General features: G+C 63.2%; 16 protein-coding genes and 2 pseudogenes. 12 read left to right on the top strand and 6 right to left on the bottom strand.

All coding sequences use genetic code 11. The features are described from left to right. Positions 1 to 648 precede the first annotated feature (648 nt). Positions 649 to 1473, top strand: coding sequence for an RHS repeat-associated core domain-containing protein (locus tag L6D77_RS15960; protein WP_232883727.1), 825 nt, complete (start codon positions 649 to 651; stop codon positions 1471 to 1473). Between the two features lie 48 nt (positions 1474 to 1521). Here L6D77_RS15960 and gbcA read toward each other — a convergent pair whose 3' ends face one another. Then, positions 1522 to 2814 carry a glycine-betaine demethylase subunit GbcA gene (gbcA, locus tag L6D77_RS15955; protein WP_232883729.1) on the bottom strand — a complete coding sequence of 431 codons (1293 nt, stop codon included), beginning with the start codon at positions 2812 to 2814 and terminating at the stop codon, positions 1522 to 1524. Positions 2815 to 3110: 296 nt separating this feature from the next. Here gbcA and gbcB point away from each other — a divergent pair, with 296 nt between their 5' ends. Next, the gene (gene gbcB, locus L6D77_RS15950) at positions 3111 to 4211 is read left to right on the top strand and encodes a glycine-betaine demethylase subunit GbcB (RefSeq protein ID WP_232883730.1); all 1101 of its coding nucleotides are present in this window, start codon (positions 3111 to 3113) and stop codon (positions 4209 to 4211) included. A gap of 129 nt (positions 4212 to 4340) precedes the next feature. Here the strand turns inward: gbcB and L6D77_RS27675 are convergent, their stop codons facing one another. Beyond that, the gene (locus L6D77_RS27675; RefSeq protein ID WP_445009159.1) at positions 4341 to 5204 is read right to left on the bottom strand and encodes a methyl-accepting chemotaxis protein; all 864 of its coding nucleotides are present in this window, start codon (positions 5202 to 5204) and stop codon (positions 4341 to 4343) included. Next, a pseudogene (locus L6D77_RS27670) lies at positions 5196 to 5951 on the bottom strand (MCP four helix bundle domain-containing protein); the annotation flags it as partial. The pseudogene L6D77_RS27670 and the gene L6D77_RS27675, both read right to left, overlap by 9 nt. Positions 5952 to 6242: 291 nt before the next feature. Between L6D77_RS27670 and L6D77_RS15940 the strand changes: the two are divergent. From L6D77_RS15940 to L6D77_RS27510, 4 genes and pseudogenes are all read left to right on the top strand, one after another. Beyond that, on the top strand, positions 6243 to 6473 hold the full coding sequence (locus L6D77_RS15940) for a hypothetical protein (protein WP_153785734.1): 231 nt from the start codon (positions 6243 to 6245) through the stop codon (positions 6471 to 6473). Beyond that, complete coding sequence (locus tag L6D77_RS15935; protein ID WP_232883734.1) at positions 6470 to 6772, top strand: cell division protein ZapA; 303 nt, start codon at positions 6470 to 6472, stop codon at positions 6770 to 6772. Before L6D77_RS15940 ends, L6D77_RS15935 begins: the two co-directional genes overlap by 4 nt. A 222-nt stretch (positions 6773 to 6994) precedes the next feature. Beyond that, a pseudogene (locus L6D77_RS27515) lies at positions 6995 to 8068 on the top strand (cache domain-containing protein); the annotation flags it as partial. A 126-nt stretch (positions 8069 to 8194) separates the two neighbouring features. Beyond that, positions 8195 to 8932 (top strand): methyl-accepting chemotaxis protein, encoded by a 738-nt coding sequence (locus tag L6D77_RS27510; protein ID WP_373870591.1) that lies wholly within the window; start codon positions 8195 to 8197, stop codon positions 8930 to 8932. 117 nt (positions 8933 to 9049) lie between these two features. On the opposite strand, the gene L6D77_RS15925 is transcribed toward L6D77_RS27510, so the two are convergent. The 3 genes from L6D77_RS15925 to L6D77_RS15915 form a co-directional block, all read right to left on the bottom strand. Continuing rightward, a complete protein-coding gene (locus L6D77_RS15925) occupies positions 9050 to 9487 on the bottom strand; it encodes a hypothetical protein (RefSeq protein WP_232883738.1) in 438 nt (145 codons plus the stop codon). A gap of 286 nt (positions 9488 to 9773) precedes the next feature. Then, positions 9774 to 10208, bottom strand: coding sequence for a hypothetical protein (locus L6D77_RS15920; RefSeq protein ID WP_232883740.1), 435 nt, complete (start codon positions 10206 to 10208; stop codon positions 9774 to 9776). 146 nt (positions 10209 to 10354) lie between these two features. After that, the gene (locus tag L6D77_RS15915; protein ID WP_232883742.1) at positions 10355 to 11395 is read right to left on the bottom strand and encodes a threonine aldolase family protein; all 1041 of its coding nucleotides are present in this window, start codon (positions 11393 to 11395) and stop codon (positions 10355 to 10357) included. 310 nt (positions 11396 to 11705) lie between these two features. On the opposite strand from L6D77_RS15915, the gene L6D77_RS15910 reads away from it, so the two are divergent. The 6 genes from L6D77_RS15910 to purU all read left to right on the top strand — a co-directional run bounded on the left by L6D77_RS15910 (position 11706) and on the right by purU (position 19270). Further along, positions 11706 to 12959 (top strand): serine hydroxymethyltransferase, encoded by a 1254-nt coding sequence (locus tag L6D77_RS15910; RefSeq protein ID WP_232883743.1) that lies wholly within the window; start codon positions 11706 to 11708, stop codon positions 12957 to 12959. Between the two features lie 15 nt (positions 12960 to 12974). Next, positions 12975 to 14225 (top strand): sarcosine oxidase subunit beta family protein, encoded by a 1251-nt coding sequence (locus L6D77_RS15905; RefSeq protein WP_110992277.1) that lies wholly within the window; start codon positions 12975 to 12977, stop codon positions 14223 to 14225. A gap of 16 nt (positions 14226 to 14241) precedes the next feature. Next, positions 14242 to 14577: a sarcosine oxidase subunit delta gene (locus L6D77_RS15900; protein ID WP_110992278.1), complete on the top strand. Its 336-nt coding sequence runs from the start codon at positions 14242 to 14244 to the stop codon at positions 14575 to 14577. Next, positions 14574 to 17588: a sarcosine oxidase subunit alpha gene (locus tag L6D77_RS15895; RefSeq protein ID WP_232883745.1), complete on the top strand. Its 3015-nt coding sequence runs from the start codon at positions 14574 to 14576 to the stop codon at positions 17586 to 17588. The genes L6D77_RS15900 and L6D77_RS15895 overlap by 4 nt, the downstream gene beginning before the upstream one ends. A 178-nt stretch (positions 17589 to 17766) precedes the next feature. Continuing rightward, on the top strand, positions 17767 to 18399 hold the full coding sequence (locus tag L6D77_RS15890) for a sarcosine oxidase subunit gamma (protein ID WP_232883747.1): 633 nt from the start codon (positions 17767 to 17769) through the stop codon (positions 18397 to 18399). A 13-nt stretch (positions 18400 to 18412) separates the two neighbouring features. Continuing rightward, positions 18413 to 19270 carry a formyltetrahydrofolate deformylase gene (gene purU, locus L6D77_RS15885; RefSeq protein ID WP_153785739.1) on the top strand — a complete coding sequence of 286 codons (858 nt, stop codon included), beginning with the start codon at positions 18413 to 18415 and terminating at the stop codon, positions 19268 to 19270. The last annotated feature ends 159 nt before the right edge of the window (positions 19271 to 19429 follow it).

Below are 19429 nucleotides of genomic sequence, written 5' to 3'. Positions count from 1 at the left end.
CCGCGAACACCGGCAGAGCCGGTGCCATCCACCGCGTCGCCTGCTTCGCGGCTGAAGCCGCTCCCACAGGGTTTGTGCACGGATTTTGTTCGCCAGGCTGTGGATAAAGTGTTTGTGCATCGCTGAAGCCCTTTGAAACCAAGGGCTTCAAAGGATTGTTCATTTTATGATCAACGCCGTAGCGCTCTACAACCCTTCCGCTCTAGTACTTTTGCCCACAATCACTGTTGGCCTGTCTGTGGATAATATGTTTGCCCTTCGCTGGAACCCACGATACATAAGGCCTCCACAGAATTGTACATATTTTGATCAAATCGCCGTTGAAGTACCGCAACCCACTGATTTATTGAGCTTGAAGAACTTTTCCACAGCCTGCTTTCAGCCGGGCGAGTGTTTCCCACATTCTTTGTTGGCGTCTCTGTGGACAATGTGTTCGTAGAGGTCTACAGGCCTTTATTTACAGCGCCTCCATTGGATTGATCGAAAAACGATCAATTATTACTCGAAAAGAGAGGGTGACGTCGCATAGCCTTTTTCCACATGCTTGTGTGTAAACCTGTGGATAGAAATCCCCACCTATCATTTTTGCCAGTTTCGACTTCATCTCATCGTGACTAGTGTTATGGCATTTCTTTAAGAGAATCCGCCATGAGCTTTGTGCATTTATTGGCAACCGACCGGCAGCGTTCTGTCGTCAACGCGACGGGCAGCTTCGACAGGGCTTATACAGCCTACGGCTGGGGGGCGATCCAGAGTGGGCCGCTTAGTGCGTTCTGTGGCGCGCCGAGAGATGGCCTGACAGGCTGCTACCACTTGGGGAGCGGGTACCGGCAGTACGACCCGGTGATCATGCGTTTTCAATCGCCAGATGCATTGAGCCCTTTCGACGACGGTGGCCTCAATGCCTATATGTATTGTGAAGCCGACCCAGTGAATCGTTACGACCCCAGTGGGGCCATCCCAGTATGGTTGCCAACAGCTCAACGCATTTTTACAGCGACGTTGCATACGATCTCGCCAGTGGCGCTCATAATTGGTCCGGCGCCCAACGGGCCCATCGCATTGGGCGCTACGAGGTTGGCGCTGGCGGGGTCTGTCACTACCCTGGCAGGTACAGGGCTTGGGTTTGCTGGAGTTGCTTCAGCCCCCATAGTCTCAGCAGCAGGCACCACGATGCTGATGACGGGCGCGGGTGCGCGCGTGCTCAATACACTTTGGAGCAATAGGAAGATGCTCTGGCAGAGCGTCAAGGCCAATGCCAGTAAGAACCTGAGAGTGATTTTCAGGGGCCGGGTGGAAAAGCCAGCCAAGAAGTCCAAGCAGACGCCGCCGAACAGCCCGAAGAAAGTGCCAAATATGGGGAACTTTAACCCGGCACTCGACGAGGAAACGACCGTGACTAGGGCATCCATCTCGATAAGCATCGAGATGAGGCCAGCCACAGCGATGGTAACGAGTACCCGTCAGACATGAAAATGAGAGCCAGGCCTGTGGTTTATCCACAGGCCTGGCTGTCGAGTATCACTGTGCCTTCACTTCCTTCAAATAAGGCGCCGGCTCCGCCCCCAGGTTCTCCAGCATGCGCTGGCTGTACCAGTCGATAAAGTTCACCACGCCAAACTCGTAGGTCTTCGAATAAGGCCCCGGCTGATACGCGGTAGAGTTGATCCCACGCTGGTTCTCTTCGGCCAGGCGACGGTCCTGGTCGTTGGTGGCATCCCACACCTTGCGCATCTCTTCAGGGTTGTAATCCACTCCCTCCACCGCGTCCTTGTGCACCAGCCACTTGGTGGTGACCATGGTTTCCTGGGCACTGATCGGCCACACGGTGAACACGATCATGTGGTCGCCCATGCAGTGGTTCCACGAATGCGGCAGGTGCAGGATGCGCATCGAGCCGAGGTCGGGGTTCTGGATGCGGCCCATCAGTTTCTTGCACGCCACCTTGCCGTCCATGGTCATCGACACGGTGCCCTTGAGCAGCGGCATGCGCACGATGCGGTTACGCAGGCCGTGGCTCTTGTGCAGGTAAGGGATTTTCTCGGCTTCCCAGGCGGCGGCCGAGGCGGCCACGTGGTCCTTGAATTCCTGGCTGGCGCGCGGGTCGTTGGTGTCGTCCCACTCCAGCAGCGTCTTCAACAGCTCCGGGTGCGAACCGCTGCAGTGGTAGCACTCGCGGTTGTTCTCCAGCACCAGCTTCCAGTTGGCCTTTTCCATCAAGGTGGTTTGCACCGCCACCTTGGTGTTCTCCATGTCGTAGGGTTCCATGTAGTGGTCGAGGGTCGCCAGGAACTCGTCGATGGCCGGCGGGTTCTCGGCCAGGCTGATGAAGATGTAGCCACCGGCCACCTTCACGTTCACCGGCTTCAAGCCGTACTGGTTCATGTCGAAGTCGGCGCCCATCTCGGTGCCGGCGAACAGCAGGCGGCCATCGAGCTCGTAGGTCCACTGGTGGTAGTGGCAGACCAGCTTGGCCACCTTGCCCTTGTCGCTGACGCACAGGCGCGAACCGCGGTGGCGGCAGACGTTGTGGAAGGCATGCACCTTACCTTCGGCACCGCGGATCACGATGATCGGGTTCTTGCCGATCTGCAGGGTGATGTAGTTGCCCTTGGTCGGGATCTCGCAAACCATGCCGGCGATCAGCCATTCCTTGTGGAAGATCTCCTGCATGTCGATCTGGAACAGGCGCTCGTCGCTGTAGAACGGTTGCGGCAGCGAGTAGGTGCGCTCGCGGGTCTGCAGCATCTCGGCGGTGGCCTTGCGTGCGGGTTCCAGTGGATCGCCCAGGCTCAGGGTTGCGGTGACGTCCATCGTGTGGTCCTCGGGGCCGCGTGCGGCCGACAAAAGTGGCTAATCGTTGTTGTTTGCCGCAGGGCTGCTGCTTTGGATAAACAGCGTGTTGTTTTGCCGAGGAGTGTGCGTTCGAAGGCGTCGGGATCCATATCCATGGGCGACATGGCCGCATCGAATTCCGACGCGCCAACCCTTGTAGCGTGGGGCTGGTCGCGATAAGCACGCCGATGTCGCGGATGGGAATGTACGACGCCTGCGCGTTGCGCATTATCGGAGCCATAAGAAAGGCCGACAGTCGGCTGCTGGAGATGAACATGTCCGATACCTTCCTCAACCCGGTCACCACCCAGACCTGGGCCAATGGCCGCCACATCGTGCGCTGCGTCAAGGTCATCCAGGAAACCTGGGATGTGCGCACGTTCTGCTTCATGGCCGACCAGCCGATCATGTTCTTCTTCAAGCCCGGGCAGTTCGTCACCCTGGAGCTGGAGATCGAAGGCCGGCCTGTGATGCGTTCGTACACCATCTCCAGCTCGCCGTCGGTGCCCTACAGCTTCTCGATCACCGTCAAGCGGGTGCCGGGCGGGCTGGTCTCGAACTTCCTCCACGACACCATGCACGAAGGCGCCGAGCTGCCGGTGCACGGGCCGGTGGGGTTGTTCAACGCCATCGACTTCCCGGCGGGCAAGACCCTGTACCTGTCCGGTGGCGTCGGCATCACCCCGGTGATGTCCATGGCCCGCTGGTTCTACGACACCAACGCCAATGTCGACATGGTGTTCGTGCACAGCGCCCGCTCACCGAAGGACATCATCTACCACCGCGAGCTGGAGCAGATGGCCTCGCGCATCCCCAACTTCAGCCTGCACATCATTTGCGAGAAGCACGGGCTGGGCGAGCCATGGGCGGGCTATCGCGGCTATTTGAACCAGCGCCTGATGGAGCTGATCGCCCCGGACTACCTGGAGCGCACCATCTTCTGCTGCGGCCCGACGCCCTACATGAGCGCGGTCAAGCGCATGCTCGAAGCGGTCGGCTTCGACATGAAGAACTACCACGAGGAGTCGTTCGGCGCGACGCCGCCCGAGGCCAAGGCCGATGCGGTGGAGCACGCGGAAGCGGCGGCCGATGCGCCGCAAGTGGATGCGGCCGACCTTAACCTGGTGGAGTTCGTCGGCAGCGACAAGAGCATCCGCGTGGCCCCGGGCGAGACCGTGCATGCGGCGGCGGCCAAGGTCGGGCTGATGATCCCCAAGGCCTGCGGCATGGGCATCTGCGGCACCTGCAAGGTGCTCAAGCTCGGTGGCGAGGTGGAGATGGAGCACAACGGCGGGATTACCGAAGAGGATGAAGCCGAGGGCTACATCCTGTCGTGCTGCAGTGTGCCGAAGGGGGATGTGCGGATCGAGTACTGATCGGCAATTGCAGGGGGCTGCTGCGCAGCCCTTTCGCGGCACAAGGCCGCTCCTACAGGGGTACGCGCTTCCCTGTAGGAGCGGCCTTGTGCCGCGATAGGGCCGCAAAGCGGCCCCGCTTTTTGACGGTCAGGTACGGAAGCGTGCCACCAGCCCGCTGAGGTCCACCGCCAACCGCGACAACTCGGCACTCGCCGCGCTGGTCTGATGCGCGCCGGTGGCGCTCTGCACCGACAGGTCGTTGATGTTCACCAGGTTGCGGTCCACCTCGCGGGCCACCTGGGCCTGCTCTTCGGCGGCGCTGGCGATCACCAGGTTGCGCTCGTTGATCTGTGCCACCGCACTGGCGATGGTGTCCAGCGCCAGGCCCGCGCCCTTGGCGATGTTCAGGGTCGACTCGGCGCGCTCGGTGCTGGTGCGCATCGAATCCACCGCCTGCTCGGTGCCGCCCTGGATGCTGCCGATCATCCGCTCGATCTCGCTGGTGGACTGCTGGGTGCGGTGGGCCAGGGCACGCACTTCATCGGCGACCACGGCAAAACCTCGGCCCGCTTCACCGGCGCGGGCGGCCTCGATGGCCGCGTTGAGCGCCAGCAGGTTGGTCTGGTCGGCCAGGCCACGGATCACGTCCAGCACCTTGCCGATATCGCGTGACTGTTCCGCCAGGTGGGTGATCAGCTTGGCGGTGGCCTGCACGTCGCCGCTCATGCGCTCGATGGCGCCCACGGTCTCCAGCACCAGGTCGCGGCCATCGCCGGCCGAGCGGCTGGCCTCGCCGGAGGCTTGCGAGGTGCTTACCGCGTTGCGCGCCACTTCCTCGACCGCGCTGGTCATTTCGGTGACGGCGGTGGCCGCCTGTTCGATTTCGTTGTTCTGCTGCTGCAGGCCACGGGCGCTTTCGTCGGTGACGCTGTTCAGCTCTTCGGCGGCCGAGGCCAGCTGGGTGGCGGAGCCGGCGATCAGCTGCAGGGTGTCACGCAGCTTGTCCTGCATCTTGGCCATGGCCTGCAGCAGGCGCGCGGCCTCGTCGGTGCCTTCGGGGCGGATGTTGTGGGTGAGGTCGCCTTCGGCGATTTGCTCGGCGGCCTTGAGCGCTTCGTCGATGGGTTTGACGATGCTGCGGGTGAGCAGGAAGGCGAACAGCAGGGTCAGCACGGTGGCGGCGATCAGCAGGCCGATCACCAGGGCGAAGGCGCCGTTGTACTGGTCGGCGGCCTGCAGGTTGGTGTCGCGGGTCTGGTCGGTGTTGATGCGCACCAGGGTGTCCATGACTTTGTTGATCTGCTCGGAGTTCTCCAGCAGGTCGCGGTTGAGCAGGGCGCGCAAGCCTTCCAGGTCGCCGGCCTGGCTCAGGCTGCGCATGCGCGCTTCGAGCTGGCGGTACTGGTTGAGCAACTGGCCGTACTGGTCGAACGCGGCTTTTTCGTCGTCGGCGCTGATCAGCGGCTCGTAGGCATGGCGGGCCTTGTCGATCTGCGCGTTGCGCTCGTCGAGCAGGCGCAGGGTGTCCTGCTGGGTGGCCGGTTCGCGGTTGAGCAGCAGGCGGTAGGAGAGGGTGCGCAGGCGCAGGTTGAGCGCAGTCAGCTCGTCGAGGGTCTTGATGCTGGGCACGCTGATTTCTTCGATGGTCACGCCCGCGTGGCGGATGTTGCCCATCTGGATCAGCGAGAAGACACCCAGGCTGAGCATCAGCAGGCCGATCACCGAGAACCCGAGCAGGGCGCGCGGGGCGATATTCATGTTGCGTAGGGACATGGAGGCAGTATCCAAGGCAGAAGGGGGGCCGCAGTCCGTGCGACGAAATAAGACCTGCCGGCGTATCGGTCGTGACTGGCCAGTCTTGATAGTGGCACGTTGGATTTGTGAGGTAGCTAACGAAATTCCTGACAGGCGGTTGACCCAGGCCGGAACAAGGGCGGCCGACACCGGTCAACCTGAGCAGGTAAAAACCTTTTGAATCCGATATTTAATGGCGAGGGCGCAGGTTTTTCCTTATCGTGTGCGCCCTTTGCAACAACCCGAGATAGACGCATGTTGGAAACTTCCCTGAATCAACTCGAGCAGCTGGTCACCGACCTGATGCACAAGAACGCACAACTGGCCGAACAGAACGCCAACCTCGCCCAGGAACTGGCCCAGGCCAAGGAAGAGAACGACAGCCTGCAGTTGTCGCTGATGGAACAGGAAGAGAAGCACGGCGCCACCGCCGCCCGCATCCAGGCCCTGGTCGACCGCGCCAGCGCGGGTGTCGTGAACGCATGAGGCTGCACGCGCAGCCGGTCAATGTCGTATCGATCCTCGGCAACGACTATTCGCTCAAGGCGCCGGAAGGCCAGGAAGAGACCCTGGCCCAGGCCGTGCGCATGCTCAACGTCGCCCTGGCCGAGACCAAGCGCAGCTACCCGACCCTGATCGGTGACAAGTTGCTGGTGCTGGCGGCCCTGAACCTGTGCTCGAAACAGATCGAGTTGCAGCGCGAACACGCCCAGACCCTGGAACGTACCCAGGCGCAGATCGACGCCACCGTCGATGCCATCAGCCGGACCATCGGCGACCAGTAAGCACAGCCCAAACCCTTGTAGGAGCGGCCTTGTGCCGCGAAAGGGCTGCGAAGCGGCCCCAGGATCTTGGCATCACGCGAGATTGCCGGGGCTGCTGTGCAGCCCTTTCGCGGCACAAGGCCGCTCCTACAGGGGCATGCGTATTGTTCTGGATCTATGGCTAGATCGAATACTTAAGTGTATACACTTCTCGCAAAACAATAATGAGCGGGGAGCACACACATGGGCATCTGGCGGCGGAGTATCCAGTGGCAATTGATCGCAAGCATGGGCGCGGCCCTGCTGGCGAGCATCCTGGTGGTGGTGGCGATCTACACCGTGGCGGTCAACCGCCTCACCGAGCGGTACCTGGTCGACACGGCGCTGCCGGCCAGCATCGAGGCGATCCGCAACGACATCGAACGCATGCTCGGCCGGCCCCTGGTGGCAGCGGCGGACATCGCCGGCAACACCCTGCTGCGCGACTGGCTGGCCGCCGGCGAGAACCCCGCCGAGCTGCCGCGCTTCATCGAATACCTCGACGCCGCCAAACAGCGCAACCAGGCCTTCACCACCTTGTTTGCCTCGCCCGTGAGCGGCAACTACTACAACGAGAAGGGCCTGGACCGCACCCTGAGCCGTGCCAACCCCAAGGACAAATGGTTCTACGGCTACATCGACAGCGGCGCCGAGCGCATGCTCAACATCGATATCGACGGTTCCACTGGCGAACTGGCGCTGTTCATCGACTACCGCGTGGAGAAAGCCGGCCAACTGGTCGGTGTGGCGGGCATGGGCCTGCGCATGACCGAGTTGTCGCAACTGATCCACGACTTCAGCTTCGGCGAGCACGGCAAGGTGTTCCTGGTGCGCAACGACGGCCTGATCCAGGTGCACCCCGACCAGCAGTTCAGTGGCAAGCGCCAGCTCGCCGAGCAGCTCGACGCCGACGCGGCCAAGGCGGTGATGACCGGCGGCCAAGGGCTGCGCAGCAGCCGTTTCAACCGCGACGGTGAAACTTACCTGGCGTTGGGCCTGCCCCTGCGTGACCTTAACTGGACCCTGGTGGCCGAAGTGCCGGAGGCTGAGATCTACGCACAGATGCGCCAGGCCGTATGGCTGACCAGCCTGATCGGTGGTGGCGTGGCCTTGATCTCGCTGTTGCTGGTGGTGCTGCTGGCCCGTGGGCTGGTACGGCCGATCCGCCAGGTCACGGCGGCGCTGGTGCAGATCGGCAGCGGCGCCGGTGACCTCAGCCACCGCCTGGACGACACGCGCCAGGACGAACTGGGCGACCTGGCCCGGGGCTTCAATCGCTTCCTCGACAGCCAGCGCGGCTTGATCGGCGAAGTGCTGCGTACCACCGAGCGCCTGCACCGGTCGGTTGAGCAGGTAACGCAAGTGGTGGACAACACCGCCGTACGCTCCGGGCGCCAGCAGGAAATGACCGAGATGGTCGCCACCGCCGTGCACGAGATGGGTTTGACCGTACAGGACATTGCCCAGAATGCCGGTTCCGCCGCGGTGGCGTCACAGTCGGCGCGCGACGAAGCGCTGCAGGCGCGGGAAGTGGTGCGCCGGTCCATCCACAACATCGAAGGCATGTCGGGCGAGATCGGCAGGGCCGCCGATGCGGTCAGCCAGTTGGCCGACGAAGTCGCCTCGATCGATGAGGTGCTTGCCGTCATTCGTAGTATTTCCGAGCAGACCAACCTGCTGGCGCTGAACGCCGCCATTGAAGCGGCGCGGGCCGGCGAGATGGGCCGTGGCTTTGCCGTGGTCGCCGATGAAGTGCGCACCTTGGCGCGACGCACCCAGGTGTCCACCGACGAAGTGCAGCAGATGATCCAGCGCCTCAAACAGGGTGCGGGCACGGCGGTGTCGTCGATGCAGGCCGGGCAGCAGGCGACCGGCAATGGGGTTGAGTCCAGCCAGCTCACGGGCATGTCGCTGGGGGCGATCACCGATCAGGTGGAGCAGATCAGCGACATGAACCACCAGGTGGCCACGGCGACCGAGGAGCAATCGGCGGTGACCGAGGAGATCAACCGTACGGTGCAGGGGATTTCCGACCTGGCGCGGCAGACGGCAGCAGAAGTGCAGGGGTGTCGGGAGGAGTGTCAGGCGTTGCGCCGGCTGGCCGATGACCTGGCTCGGCAGATGGGTGGGTTCAAGCTGTAGGTCCGGCAGTGGACCCTTTGGGCGAGCACGCTTGCGGAGCGAGCTTCCCAAAGGGGTGATGGGCTATTGAACGCCCAGTGCCATCGCGCAGCGCCTTGGGGAGCGCAGTTGTCTGCTTTATTGGTTCTGGATGAAATAAATAACGTAGAGCACCTGGTCCGGCATATTAACAATTAGAAGCTGAGGCTCATCGTTGATGATTTGATGGCCATTGAACTCGAAGATGTGCTGTGACGCATAACTGCAAATCATGGAGACATCGGTGATACGGTGGATCATCCCCCCGTCTTTGATTTCCAGGGCGATATAGGGCGGCTCTTGGGGGATCTTAAACTTTCTTGATGTGCTGGCTGGCGTGACTGAAAAGGTTTTTGTCACTTGGTTCTCAGTGCCTGATGCGGAAGTCCGGGTGACCACACCCTCGCTAGAACCGTTTCCGTCGATGACGGCGAGGTAGTTCCCTACTTTCACCGAGGCCATGATTTTGGCGAGCTCTGGTTGGTCGGTGAACTGATAGGTGACATCGCCAAATTTGAATTCCAATGTCGTACTCATGATTCAACCTCTCAAGAGGGTGTGATTAGCCTGGGACTATCTCAGGAAAGATATTTGATGGTTGATGAGTGTTGCGCAACTGGCAGAATTGATAGTTTTTGCTGGAAGTTGTCCGAAACAAGAAAGGGTTTTTCTCGTTATCCAGGGCTCGGCTGAGTAGCGGCATGCACCTGCAATGTGATGACCCAGGTGATCAGGGCATTTGCGACCTGGCGCGGCAGATGGGTGGGTTCAGGCTATAAGTGTGGGGGCCAGGCCAGCATCGCTGGCTTGGCGATTTCACGGATCAGGTGTTTTCGACAGTGACCTCAAGCTCTGCACTGTCCGCGTTATTCAGCGTGATGGTTCTTTTCAGAATCCTGAAGAACTGCTCATCGCGTTTGAAGATGGCGCCTTGCGGCATGACGAACAGCGCTTGGCGAAGGTGTTCGACCGCGATGGGTTCTGCAACGGGTTCATCGCTGTTTTTAAGCAAGACGCGAACGCCGCTACTGGCAATCGAGCGCTTTTTTCGCGCAGGGGATGTGTACCAGTCGAAGCCCCCGCTGATGGACCAGGTTCCCTTGGTGCCATCGGCGCGATAGTCGAACAGGTAGGGTGGTCGATGCTCGGTGCCCCAGAAAAAGTCATTGGGCTGGCTGCTCAGCAGCAGCTGTTTGACCTCTTGGTTGGCGATGGGGGTGTTGAAGAAATAAACATCCAGGTTTGCGTACTGGGTCATATGACCTCCGATTAAGTGGGCCAGGAGTTGGCCAGCCCACTATGTCGGGGTGGTGGTGAGCGGAATACGGGTAGGACTTCCAGTTTACAGACCGGAAAATTCGTGGGCGGCCAGCACGCTGTTGCACGCCTACTGGCCGGGCCGTGTCAGCCGCCGACAATCGCGCGGATATCCGCCGCCAGCTCGCGCACCCGTGCTTCCTCGGTATCCCACGAGCACATGAACCGCGCCCCACCACTGCCAATGAAGGTATAGAAGCGCCAGCCCTTGCCCCGCAGCGCTTCGATCGCGTGCTCGGGCATCTGCAGGAACACGCCGTTGGCCTCCACCGGGAACATCAGCTCCACGCCTGGCAGGTCGCTGACCAAGGACGCCAGCAGTTGCGCGCAGCGGTTGGCGTGGCGGCCATGGCGCATCCAGGCGCCGTCTTCGAGCAGCCCGACCCACGGCGCCGACAAAAAGCGCATCTTCGAGGCCAGTTGCCCGGCCTGCTTGCAGCGGTAGTCGAAGTCCTCGGCCAGTTCGCGGTTGAAGAACAGGATGGCCTCGCCCACTGCCATGCCGTTCTTGGTGCCGCCAAAGCACAACACATCGACGCCGGCCTTCCAGGTCAGCTCCGCCGGGGTGCAGCCGAGGAAGGCGCAGGCGTTGGTGAAGCGCGCGCCGTCCATGTGCAGGTTCAGGCCCAGCTCTTTGCAGGTGGCGCTGATCGCCTTGAGCTCGTCGGGGCGGTACACCGTGCCCACCTCGGTGGCCTGGGTGAGGGTCACCACGCGGGGCTTGGGGTAGTGGATGTCCTGGCGCTTGAGCGCCACTTCGCGGATCGACGCGGGGGTGAGCTTGCCGTTGACGCTGGCGGCGGTGAGCAGCTTGGAGCCGTTGGAGAAGAACTCCGGCGCGCCGCATTCGTCGGTCTCGACGTGGGCGGTCTCGGAGCAGATCACGCTGTGGTAGCTCTGGCACAGCGAGGCCAGGGCCAGGGAGTTGGCGGCGGTGCCGTTGAAGGCGAAGAACACCTCGCAGTCGGTTTCGAACAGCTTGCGAAAGTACTCCGAGGCGCGCTCGGTCCACTGGTCGTCGCCGTAGGCGCGTTCGTGGCCGTGGTTGGCCTTCTCCATCGCGGCCCAGGCTTCGGGGCAGATGCCGGAATAGTTGTCGCTGGCGAATTGTTGGTTGTTATCGGTCATGACGCCTGTCCTTTTTACGACGCAGGCAAGCACTCTAAACCATTGAATTGGCGGTTGCCTATACAGGCCAAAACCTGTGCCGCATGGGCCGGCCTCTTCGCGGGTAAACCCGCTCCCACAGGATCGCACTGGCCCCTGTGGGAGCGGGCTTGCCCGCGAAGGGGCCATCACTGCCGCTGGAGCAATGTCGTAAACGCGCCATTGCAAGGCGCGCGCAGGCATCTGTGCCCCCCGGCCCGGCCATACCATCGCTGCAAAGGGTGACAAGTCCCTCTACAGACAAGAAACGATCGCTGCCGGGAGATACATGATGTTCAGCAAGCAAGACCAGATCCAGGGTTACGACGACGCACTGCTGGCGGCGATGAATGCCGAGGAACAGCGCCAGGAAGATCACATCGAGCTGATCGCCTCGGAGAACTACACCAGCAAGCGCGTGATGCAGGCCCAAGGCAGCGGCCTCACCAACAAATACGCCGAAGGCTACCCGGGCAAGCGCTACTACGGTGGCTGCGAGCACGTCGACAAGGTCGAGGCGCTGGCCATCGAGCGCGCCAAGCAACTGTTCGGCGCCGACTACGCCAACGTCCAGCCGCACTCCGGCTCGTCGGCCAACGGTGCCGTGTACCTGGCCTTGCTGCAGGCCGGCGACACCATCCTGGGCATGAGCCTGGCCCACGGCGGCCACCTGACCCACGGCGCCAAGGTGTCGTCCTCGGGCAAGCTGTACAACGCCGTGCAGTACGGCATCGACACCACCACCGGCCTGATCGACTACGACGAAGTCGAGCGCCTGGCCGTCGAGCACAAGCCGAAGATGATCGTCGCCGGTTTCTCGGCCTACTCGAAAACCCTCGACTTCCCACGCTTCCGCCAGATCGCCGACAAGGTCGGCGCCCTGCTGTTCGTCGACATGGCCCACGTCGCCGGCCTGGTCGCCGCCGGCCTGTACCCGAACCCGATCCCCTTCGCCGACGTGGTCACCACCACCACCCACAAGACCCTGCGCGGTCCGCGTGGCGGCCTGATCCTGGCCAAGTCCAACGAAGAGATCGAGAAAAAGCTCAACGCCGCGGTATTCCCTGGCGCCCAGGGCGGCCCGCTGATGCACGTGATCGCCGCCAAGGCGGTGTGCTTCAAGGAAGCGCTGGAGCCTGGCTTCAAGGCCTACCAGCAGCAGGTCATCGAAAACGCCCAGGCCATGGCCCAGGTGTTCATCGACCGCGGCTTCGATGTGGTCTCGGGCGGTACCGACAACCACCTGTTCCTGGTCAGCCTGATCCGCCAGGGTCTGACCGGCAAAGACGCCGACGCCGCCCTGGGCCGCGCGCACATCACCGTCAACAAGAACGCCGTGCCCAACGACCCGCAGTCGCCGTTCGTCACCTCGGGCCTGCGCATCGGCACCCCGGCCGTCACCACCCGTGGCTTCAAGGTGGCCCAGTGCGTGGCGCTGGCCGGCTGGATCTGCGACATCCTCGACAACCTCGGTGATGCCGACGTCGAAGCCGATGTGGCCAAGAACGTCGCCGCCCTGTGCGCCGACTTCCCTGTTTACCGCTGAGTGGAGTAAACGACCATGCAACGCTACTCGGGCTTCGGCCTCTTCAAACACTCCCTCAGCCACCACGAGAACTGGCAGCGCATGTGGCGCACGCCAACCCCTAAAAAGGTCTACGACGTGGTCATCGTCGGCGGTGGCGGCCATGGCCTGGCCACGGCCTACTACCTGGCCAAAGAGCACGGCATCACCAACGTCGCGGTGATCGAGAAGGGTTACCTGGGCGGCGGCAACACCGCCCGTAACACCACCATCGTGCGTTCCAACTACCTGTGGGACGAGTCGGCGCACCTGTACGAGCACGCCATGAAGCTGTGGGAGGGCCTGTCCCAGGACCTCAACTACAACGTGATGTTCTCCCAGCGCGGCGTGTACAACCTGTGCCACACCCTGCAGGACATCCGTGACTCCGAGCGCCGGGTCAACGCCAACCGCCTCAACGGCGTCGATGGCGAGCTGCTCAACACCGCCCAGGTTGCGGCCGAGATCCCCTACCTGGACTGCTCGAAGAACACCCGCTACCCGATCCTTGGCGCCACTGTGCAGCGCCGTGGCGGCGTGGCCCGTCACGACGCCGTGGCCTGGGGCTTCGCCCGTGCCGCCGACGCCCTGGGCGTGGACCTGATCCAGCAGACCGAAGTGATCGGCTTCCGTAAAGAAAACGGCGCCGTGATCGGCGTGGAAACCAACAAAGGCTTCATCGGCGCCAAGCGGGTCGGCGTGGTCACCGCCGGTAACTCCGGGCACATGGCCCGCCTGGCGGGCTTCCGCCTGCCGCTGGAATCGCACCCGCTGCAAGCTTTGGTATCGGAGCCGATCAAGCCGATCATCGACAGCGTGATCATGTCCAACGCCGTGCACGGCTACATCAGCCAGTCCGACAAGGGCGACCTGGTGATCGGCGCCGGTATCGACGGCTGGGTCGGCTACGGCCAGCGCGGTTCGTACCCGGTGATCGAACACACCCTGCAGGCCATCGTCGAGATGTTCCCCAACCTCTCGCGCGTGCGCATGAACCGCCAGTGGGGCGGCATCGTCGACACCTCGCCGGACGCCTGCCCGATCATCTCCAAGACCCCGGTCAAGAACATGTTCTTCAACTGCGGCTGGGGCACCGGCGGCTTCAAGGCCACCCCGGGCTCGGGCAACGTGTTTGCCGCAAGCCTGGCCAAGGGTGAAATGCACCCACTGGCCGCGCCGTTCTCCATGGACCGTTTCTACAACGGTGCGCTGATCGACGAACACGGCGCTGCTGCCGTCGCCCACTGACCCGGAGACAACCGTCATGTTGCATATTTTCTGTCCCCACTGCGGCGAGCTGCGCTCCGAAGAAGAATTCCACGCTTCCGGCCAGGCCCATATCCCGCGCCCGCTGGACCCGGCCGCCTGCTCCGACGAGGAGTGGGGCACCTACATGTTCTTCCGCGACAACCCGCGTGGCATCCACCACGAACTGTGGGACCACGTTGCCGGCTGCCGCCAGTACTTCAACGTCACCCGTGACACCGTGACCTACGAAATTCTGGAAACCTACAAGATCGGCGAGAAGCCTCAAGTCACCGCTGCCGGCAAGCAAAGTGCCGCATCCGCGACCGCCAAGGGCCAAGGGGAAAAAGTATGAGCCAGACCTATCGCCTCGCCAGCGGCGGCCGTATCGACCGCAGCAAGGTGCTGAACTTCACCTTCAACGGCAAGACCTACCAGGGCTATGCCGGCGACAGCCTGGCCGCCGCCCTGCTGGCCAACGGCGTCGACATCGTCGGGCGCAGCTTCAAGTACTCGCGCCCACGCGGCATCATCGCCGCCGGTACCGAAGAGCCGAACGCCATCCTGCAGATCGGCTCCAGCGAAGCCACCCAGATCCCCAACGTGCGCGCCACTCAACAGGCGCTGTACGCAGGCCTGGTCGCCACCAGCACCAACGGCTGGCCGAACGTCAACAACGACGTCATGGGCATCCTCGGCAAGGTCGGCGGCAGCATGATGCCGCCGGGCTTCTACTACAAAACCTTCATGTACCCGAAATCGTTCTGGATGACCTACGAGAAGTACATCCGCAAAGCCGCCGGCCTTGGCCGTGCGCCGCTGCAGAACGACCCGGACAGCTACGACTACATGAACCAGCACTGCGACGTGCTGATCGTCGGCGCGGGCCCTGCCGGCCTGGCCGCCGCCCTGGCCGCCGCTCGCAGCGGTGCCCGGGTGATCCTGGCTGACGAGCAGGAAGAGTTCGGCGGCAGCCTGCTCGACACCCGCGAAACCCTCGACGGCAAGCCCGCCGCCGACTGGGTCAACGCCGTGGTCAAAGAGCTGGAAAGCCTGCCGGAAGTGACCCTGCTGCCACGCGCCACGGTCAACGGCTACCACGACCATAACTTCCTGACCATTCACGAGCGCCTCACCGACCACCTCGGCGACCGCGCCCCGATCGGCCAGGTGCGCCACCGCGTGCACCGCGTTCGCGCCAAGCGTGTGGTGCTGGCTGCCGGCGCCCACGAGCGCCCACTGGTGTACGGCAACAACGATGTGCCGGGCAACATGCTGGCCGGTGCGGTGTCCACCTACGTGCGCCGCTACGGCGTAGCGCCGGGCCGCAAGCTGGTGCTGTCGACCAACAACGACCACGCCTACCGCGCCGCGCTCGACTGGCACGACGCCGGCCTGCAGGTGGTCGCCATCGCCGATGCCCGCCACAACCCGCGCGGCTCGCTGGTCGAGGAAGCGCGTGCCAAGGGCATCCGCATCCTCACCTCCAGCGCCGTGGTCGAGGCCAAGGGCAGCAAGCACGTCACCGGCGCCCGTGTGGCCGCTATCGATGTGCAGGCGCACAAGGTCACCAGCCCAGGCGAAACCCTTGAGTGCGACCTGATCGCCACCTCCGGCGGCTACAGCCCGATCGTCCACCTCGCGTCGCACCTGGGCGGTCGCCCGGTATGGCGTGACGACATCCTCGGCTTCGTGCCGGGCGATGCCCCGCAGAAGCGTGAGTGCGTCGGCGGCATCAACGGCGTCTATGCCCTGGGTGACGTGATTGCCGATGGTTTCGAAGGCGGCGCCCGCGCTGCCACCGAGGCCGGCTTCAAGGCCAGCGTCGGCACCCTGCCAAAAACCGTGGCGCGCAAGGAAGAGGCCACCGTGGCGCTGTTCCAGGTGCCGCACGACAAGGGCAGCAAAGGGCCGAAGCAGTTCGTCGACCAGCAGAACGACGTCACCGCCGCCGGTATCGAACTGGCCACCCGCGAAGGCTTCGAGTCGGTCGAGCACGTCAAGCGCTACACCGCGCTGGGCTTCGGCACCGACCAGGGCAAGCTGGGCAACATCAACGGCCTGGCCATCGCCGCCCGTTCGATCGGCATCACCATTCCGGAAATGGGCACCACCATGTTCCGCCCCAACTACACGCCGGTGACCTTCGGCGCGGTAGCGGGCCGGCACTGTGGCCACCTGTTCGAGCCGGTGCGCTTCACCGCCCTGCATGCCTGGCACGTGAAGAACGGCGCCGAGTTCGAGGACGTCGGCCAGTGGAAGCGCCCGTGGTACTTCCCCAAAGCCGGCGAGGACATCCACGCCGCCGTGGCCCGCGAGTGCAAGGCCGTGCGTGACAGCGTCGGCCTGCTGGACGCCTCCACGCTCGGCAAGATCGACATCCAGGGCCCGGACGCGCGCGAGTTCCTCAACCGCATCTACACCAACGCCTGGACCAAGCTCGACGTGGGCAAGGCTCGCTACGGCCTGATGTGCAAGGAGGACGGCATGGTCTTCGACGACGGCGTGACCGCCTGCGTCGGCGACAACCACTTCATCATGACCACCACCACCGGCGGCGCCGCCCGTGTGCTGCAGTGGATGGAGCTGTACCACCAGACCGAATGGCCGGAACTGAAGGTGTACTTCACCTCGGTCACCGACCACTGGGCGACCATGACCCTGTCCGGCCCCAACAGCCGCAAGCTGCTCAGCGAGCTGACCGACATCGACATGGACAAGGAAGCCTTCCCGTTCATGACCTGGCAGGAAGGCAAGGTCGGCGGCGTGCCGGCCCGGGTGTTCCGCATCTCGTTCACCGGCGAGCTGTCGTACGAAGTGAACGTGCAGGCCAACTACGCCATGGGCGTGCTGGAGCAGATCGTCGAGGCGGGCAAGAAGTACAACCTGACCCCGTACGGCACCGAGACCATGCACGTGCTGCGCGCCGAGAAGGGCTTCATCATCGTCGGCCAGGACACCGACGGTTCGATGAACCCGGACGACCTGAACATGAGCTGGTGCGTGGGCCGCAACAAGCCGTTCTCGTGGATCGGCCTGCGTGGCATGAACCGCGAAGACTGCCTGCGCGACAACCGCAAGCAGCTGGTGGGCCTCAAGCCGGTGGACCCCAAGGTGTGGCTGCCCGAAGGCGCCCAGCTGGTGTTCGACCCCAAGCAACCGATCCCGATGGACATGGTCGGCCACGTCACCTCCAGCTACGCGGCCAACTCCCTGGGCTATTCGTTCGCCATGGGTGTGGTCAAGGGCGGCCTCAAGCGCATGGGCGAGCGGGTTTACTCGCCACAGGCCGATGGCAGCGTGATCGAGGCGGAAATTGTGTCCGCGGTGTTCTTCGATCCGAAGGGTGAGCGGCAGAACGTTTGATCCCGGGTCTTGTGGGGGCAGGCCAGGCCCTTCGCCGGCAAGCCGGCTCCCACAGGATTGGAGCAAATTTCGGAGTTCACGCGGCCCCTGTGGGAGCTGGCTTGCCAGCGATAGGGCCCGTGAATTCAGTCGAGAAGCCGCGTCGCTTCGACGAACAAGAATTCAAGGCAGGTAAGAAATGAGCGCTATCAACGTCTTCCAGCAAAACCCCGGCCCTGATGCCAAGGCTCAGTCGCCACTGCACCACGCCGACCTGGCCAGCCTGGTCGGCAAGGGCCGCAAGAACGCAGGCGTGACCCTGCGCGAGAAGAAATTCCTCGGCCACCTGACCATTCGTGGCGATGGCCACGACCCGGCCTTCGCCGGCGCCGTGCACAAGGCCCTGGGCCTGGAACTGCCGGTGGCCCTGACCGTGGTCGCCAACGGCGACACCTCGCTGCAATGGATGGGCCCGGACGAGTACCTGCTGATCGTGCCCGGCGGCCAGGAAGTGGAAGTCGAGAACAAGCTGCGTGCAGCCCTCGACGGCCAGCACATCCAGGTGGTCAACGTCAGTGGCGGGCAAACCTTGCTCGAACTGCGCGGCCCCAACGTGCGCGACGTGCTGATGAAATCCACCAGCTATGATGTGCACCCGAACAACTTCCCGGTGGGCAAGGCCGTGGGCACCGTGTTCGCCAAGTCGCAGCTGGTGATCCGCCGCACCGCCGAAGACACCTGGGAGTTGATGATCCGCCGCAGCTTCTCCGACTACTGGTGGCTGTGGCTGCAGGACGCATCGGCCGAATACGGCCTGGCCATCGAAGCCTAAAGGAGTACACAACATGAGTCGGGCACCGGACACCTGGATTCTCACTGCCGACTGCCCGAGCATGCTCGGCACGGTCGATGTGGTGACGCGTCATCTCTACGAGCAGCGCTGCTACGTCACCGAGCACCATTCCTTCGATGACCGGCTGTCGGGGCGGTTCTTCATTCGCGTGGAGTTCCGCGCCCCCGACGGCTTCGACGAAGCCGCGTTTCGTGCAGGCCTGGCCGAGCGCAGCGAAGCCTTCGGCATGGCCCTGGAGCTCAGTGCACCCCATCACCGCCCCAAGGTGGTGATCATGGTGTCCAAGGCCGACCACTGCCTGAACGACCTGCTGTACCGCCAGCGCATCGGCCAGCTGGCCATGGACGTGGTGGCGGTGGTGTCCAACCACCCCGACCTCGAGCCCCTGGCCCACTGGCACAAGATCCCTTACTACCACTTTGCCCTCGACCCCCACGACAAGCCGGCGCAGGAGCGCAAGGTGTTGCAGGTGATCGAAGAGTCCGGTGCGGAGCTGGTGATCCTCGCCCGCTACATGCAGGTACTGTCGCCCGAGCTGTGCCGCCGGCTGGACGGTTGCGCGATCAACATCCACCACTCGTTGCTGCCGGGTTTCAAGGGCGCCAAGCCGTATCACCAGGCCTACAACAAAGGTGTGAAGATGGTCGGTGCCACCGCGCACTACATCAACAACGACCTCGATGAAGGGCCGATCATCACCCAGGGCGTCGAGGTGGTGGACCACAGCCACTACCCCGAGGACCTGATTGCCAAGGGGCGCGATATCGAATGCCTGACCCTGGCGCGTGCGGTGGGGTATCACATTGAGCGGCGGGTGTTCCTGAACGCCAATCGCACCGTCGTGCTCTGATAGATCGCCGGGGCTGCTGCGCAGCCCTTTCGCTGGCAAGCCAGCTCCCACAGGTTCTGCGCGGACACTGTGGGAGCTGGCTTGCCAGCGATAGGGCCCGTGAATTCAGTCGAGAAGCCGCGTCGCTTCGACGAACAAGAATTCAAGGCAGGTAAGAAA

Origin of the sequence: Pseudomonas parasichuanensis (assembly GCF_021601385.1) — a bacterium.
GTDB classification, from domain to species: domain Bacteria; phylum Pseudomonadota; class Gammaproteobacteria; order Pseudomonadales; family Pseudomonadaceae; genus Aquipseudomonas; species Aquipseudomonas parasichuanensis.
This window is presented reverse-complemented; position numbering and strand designations above follow the sequence as displayed.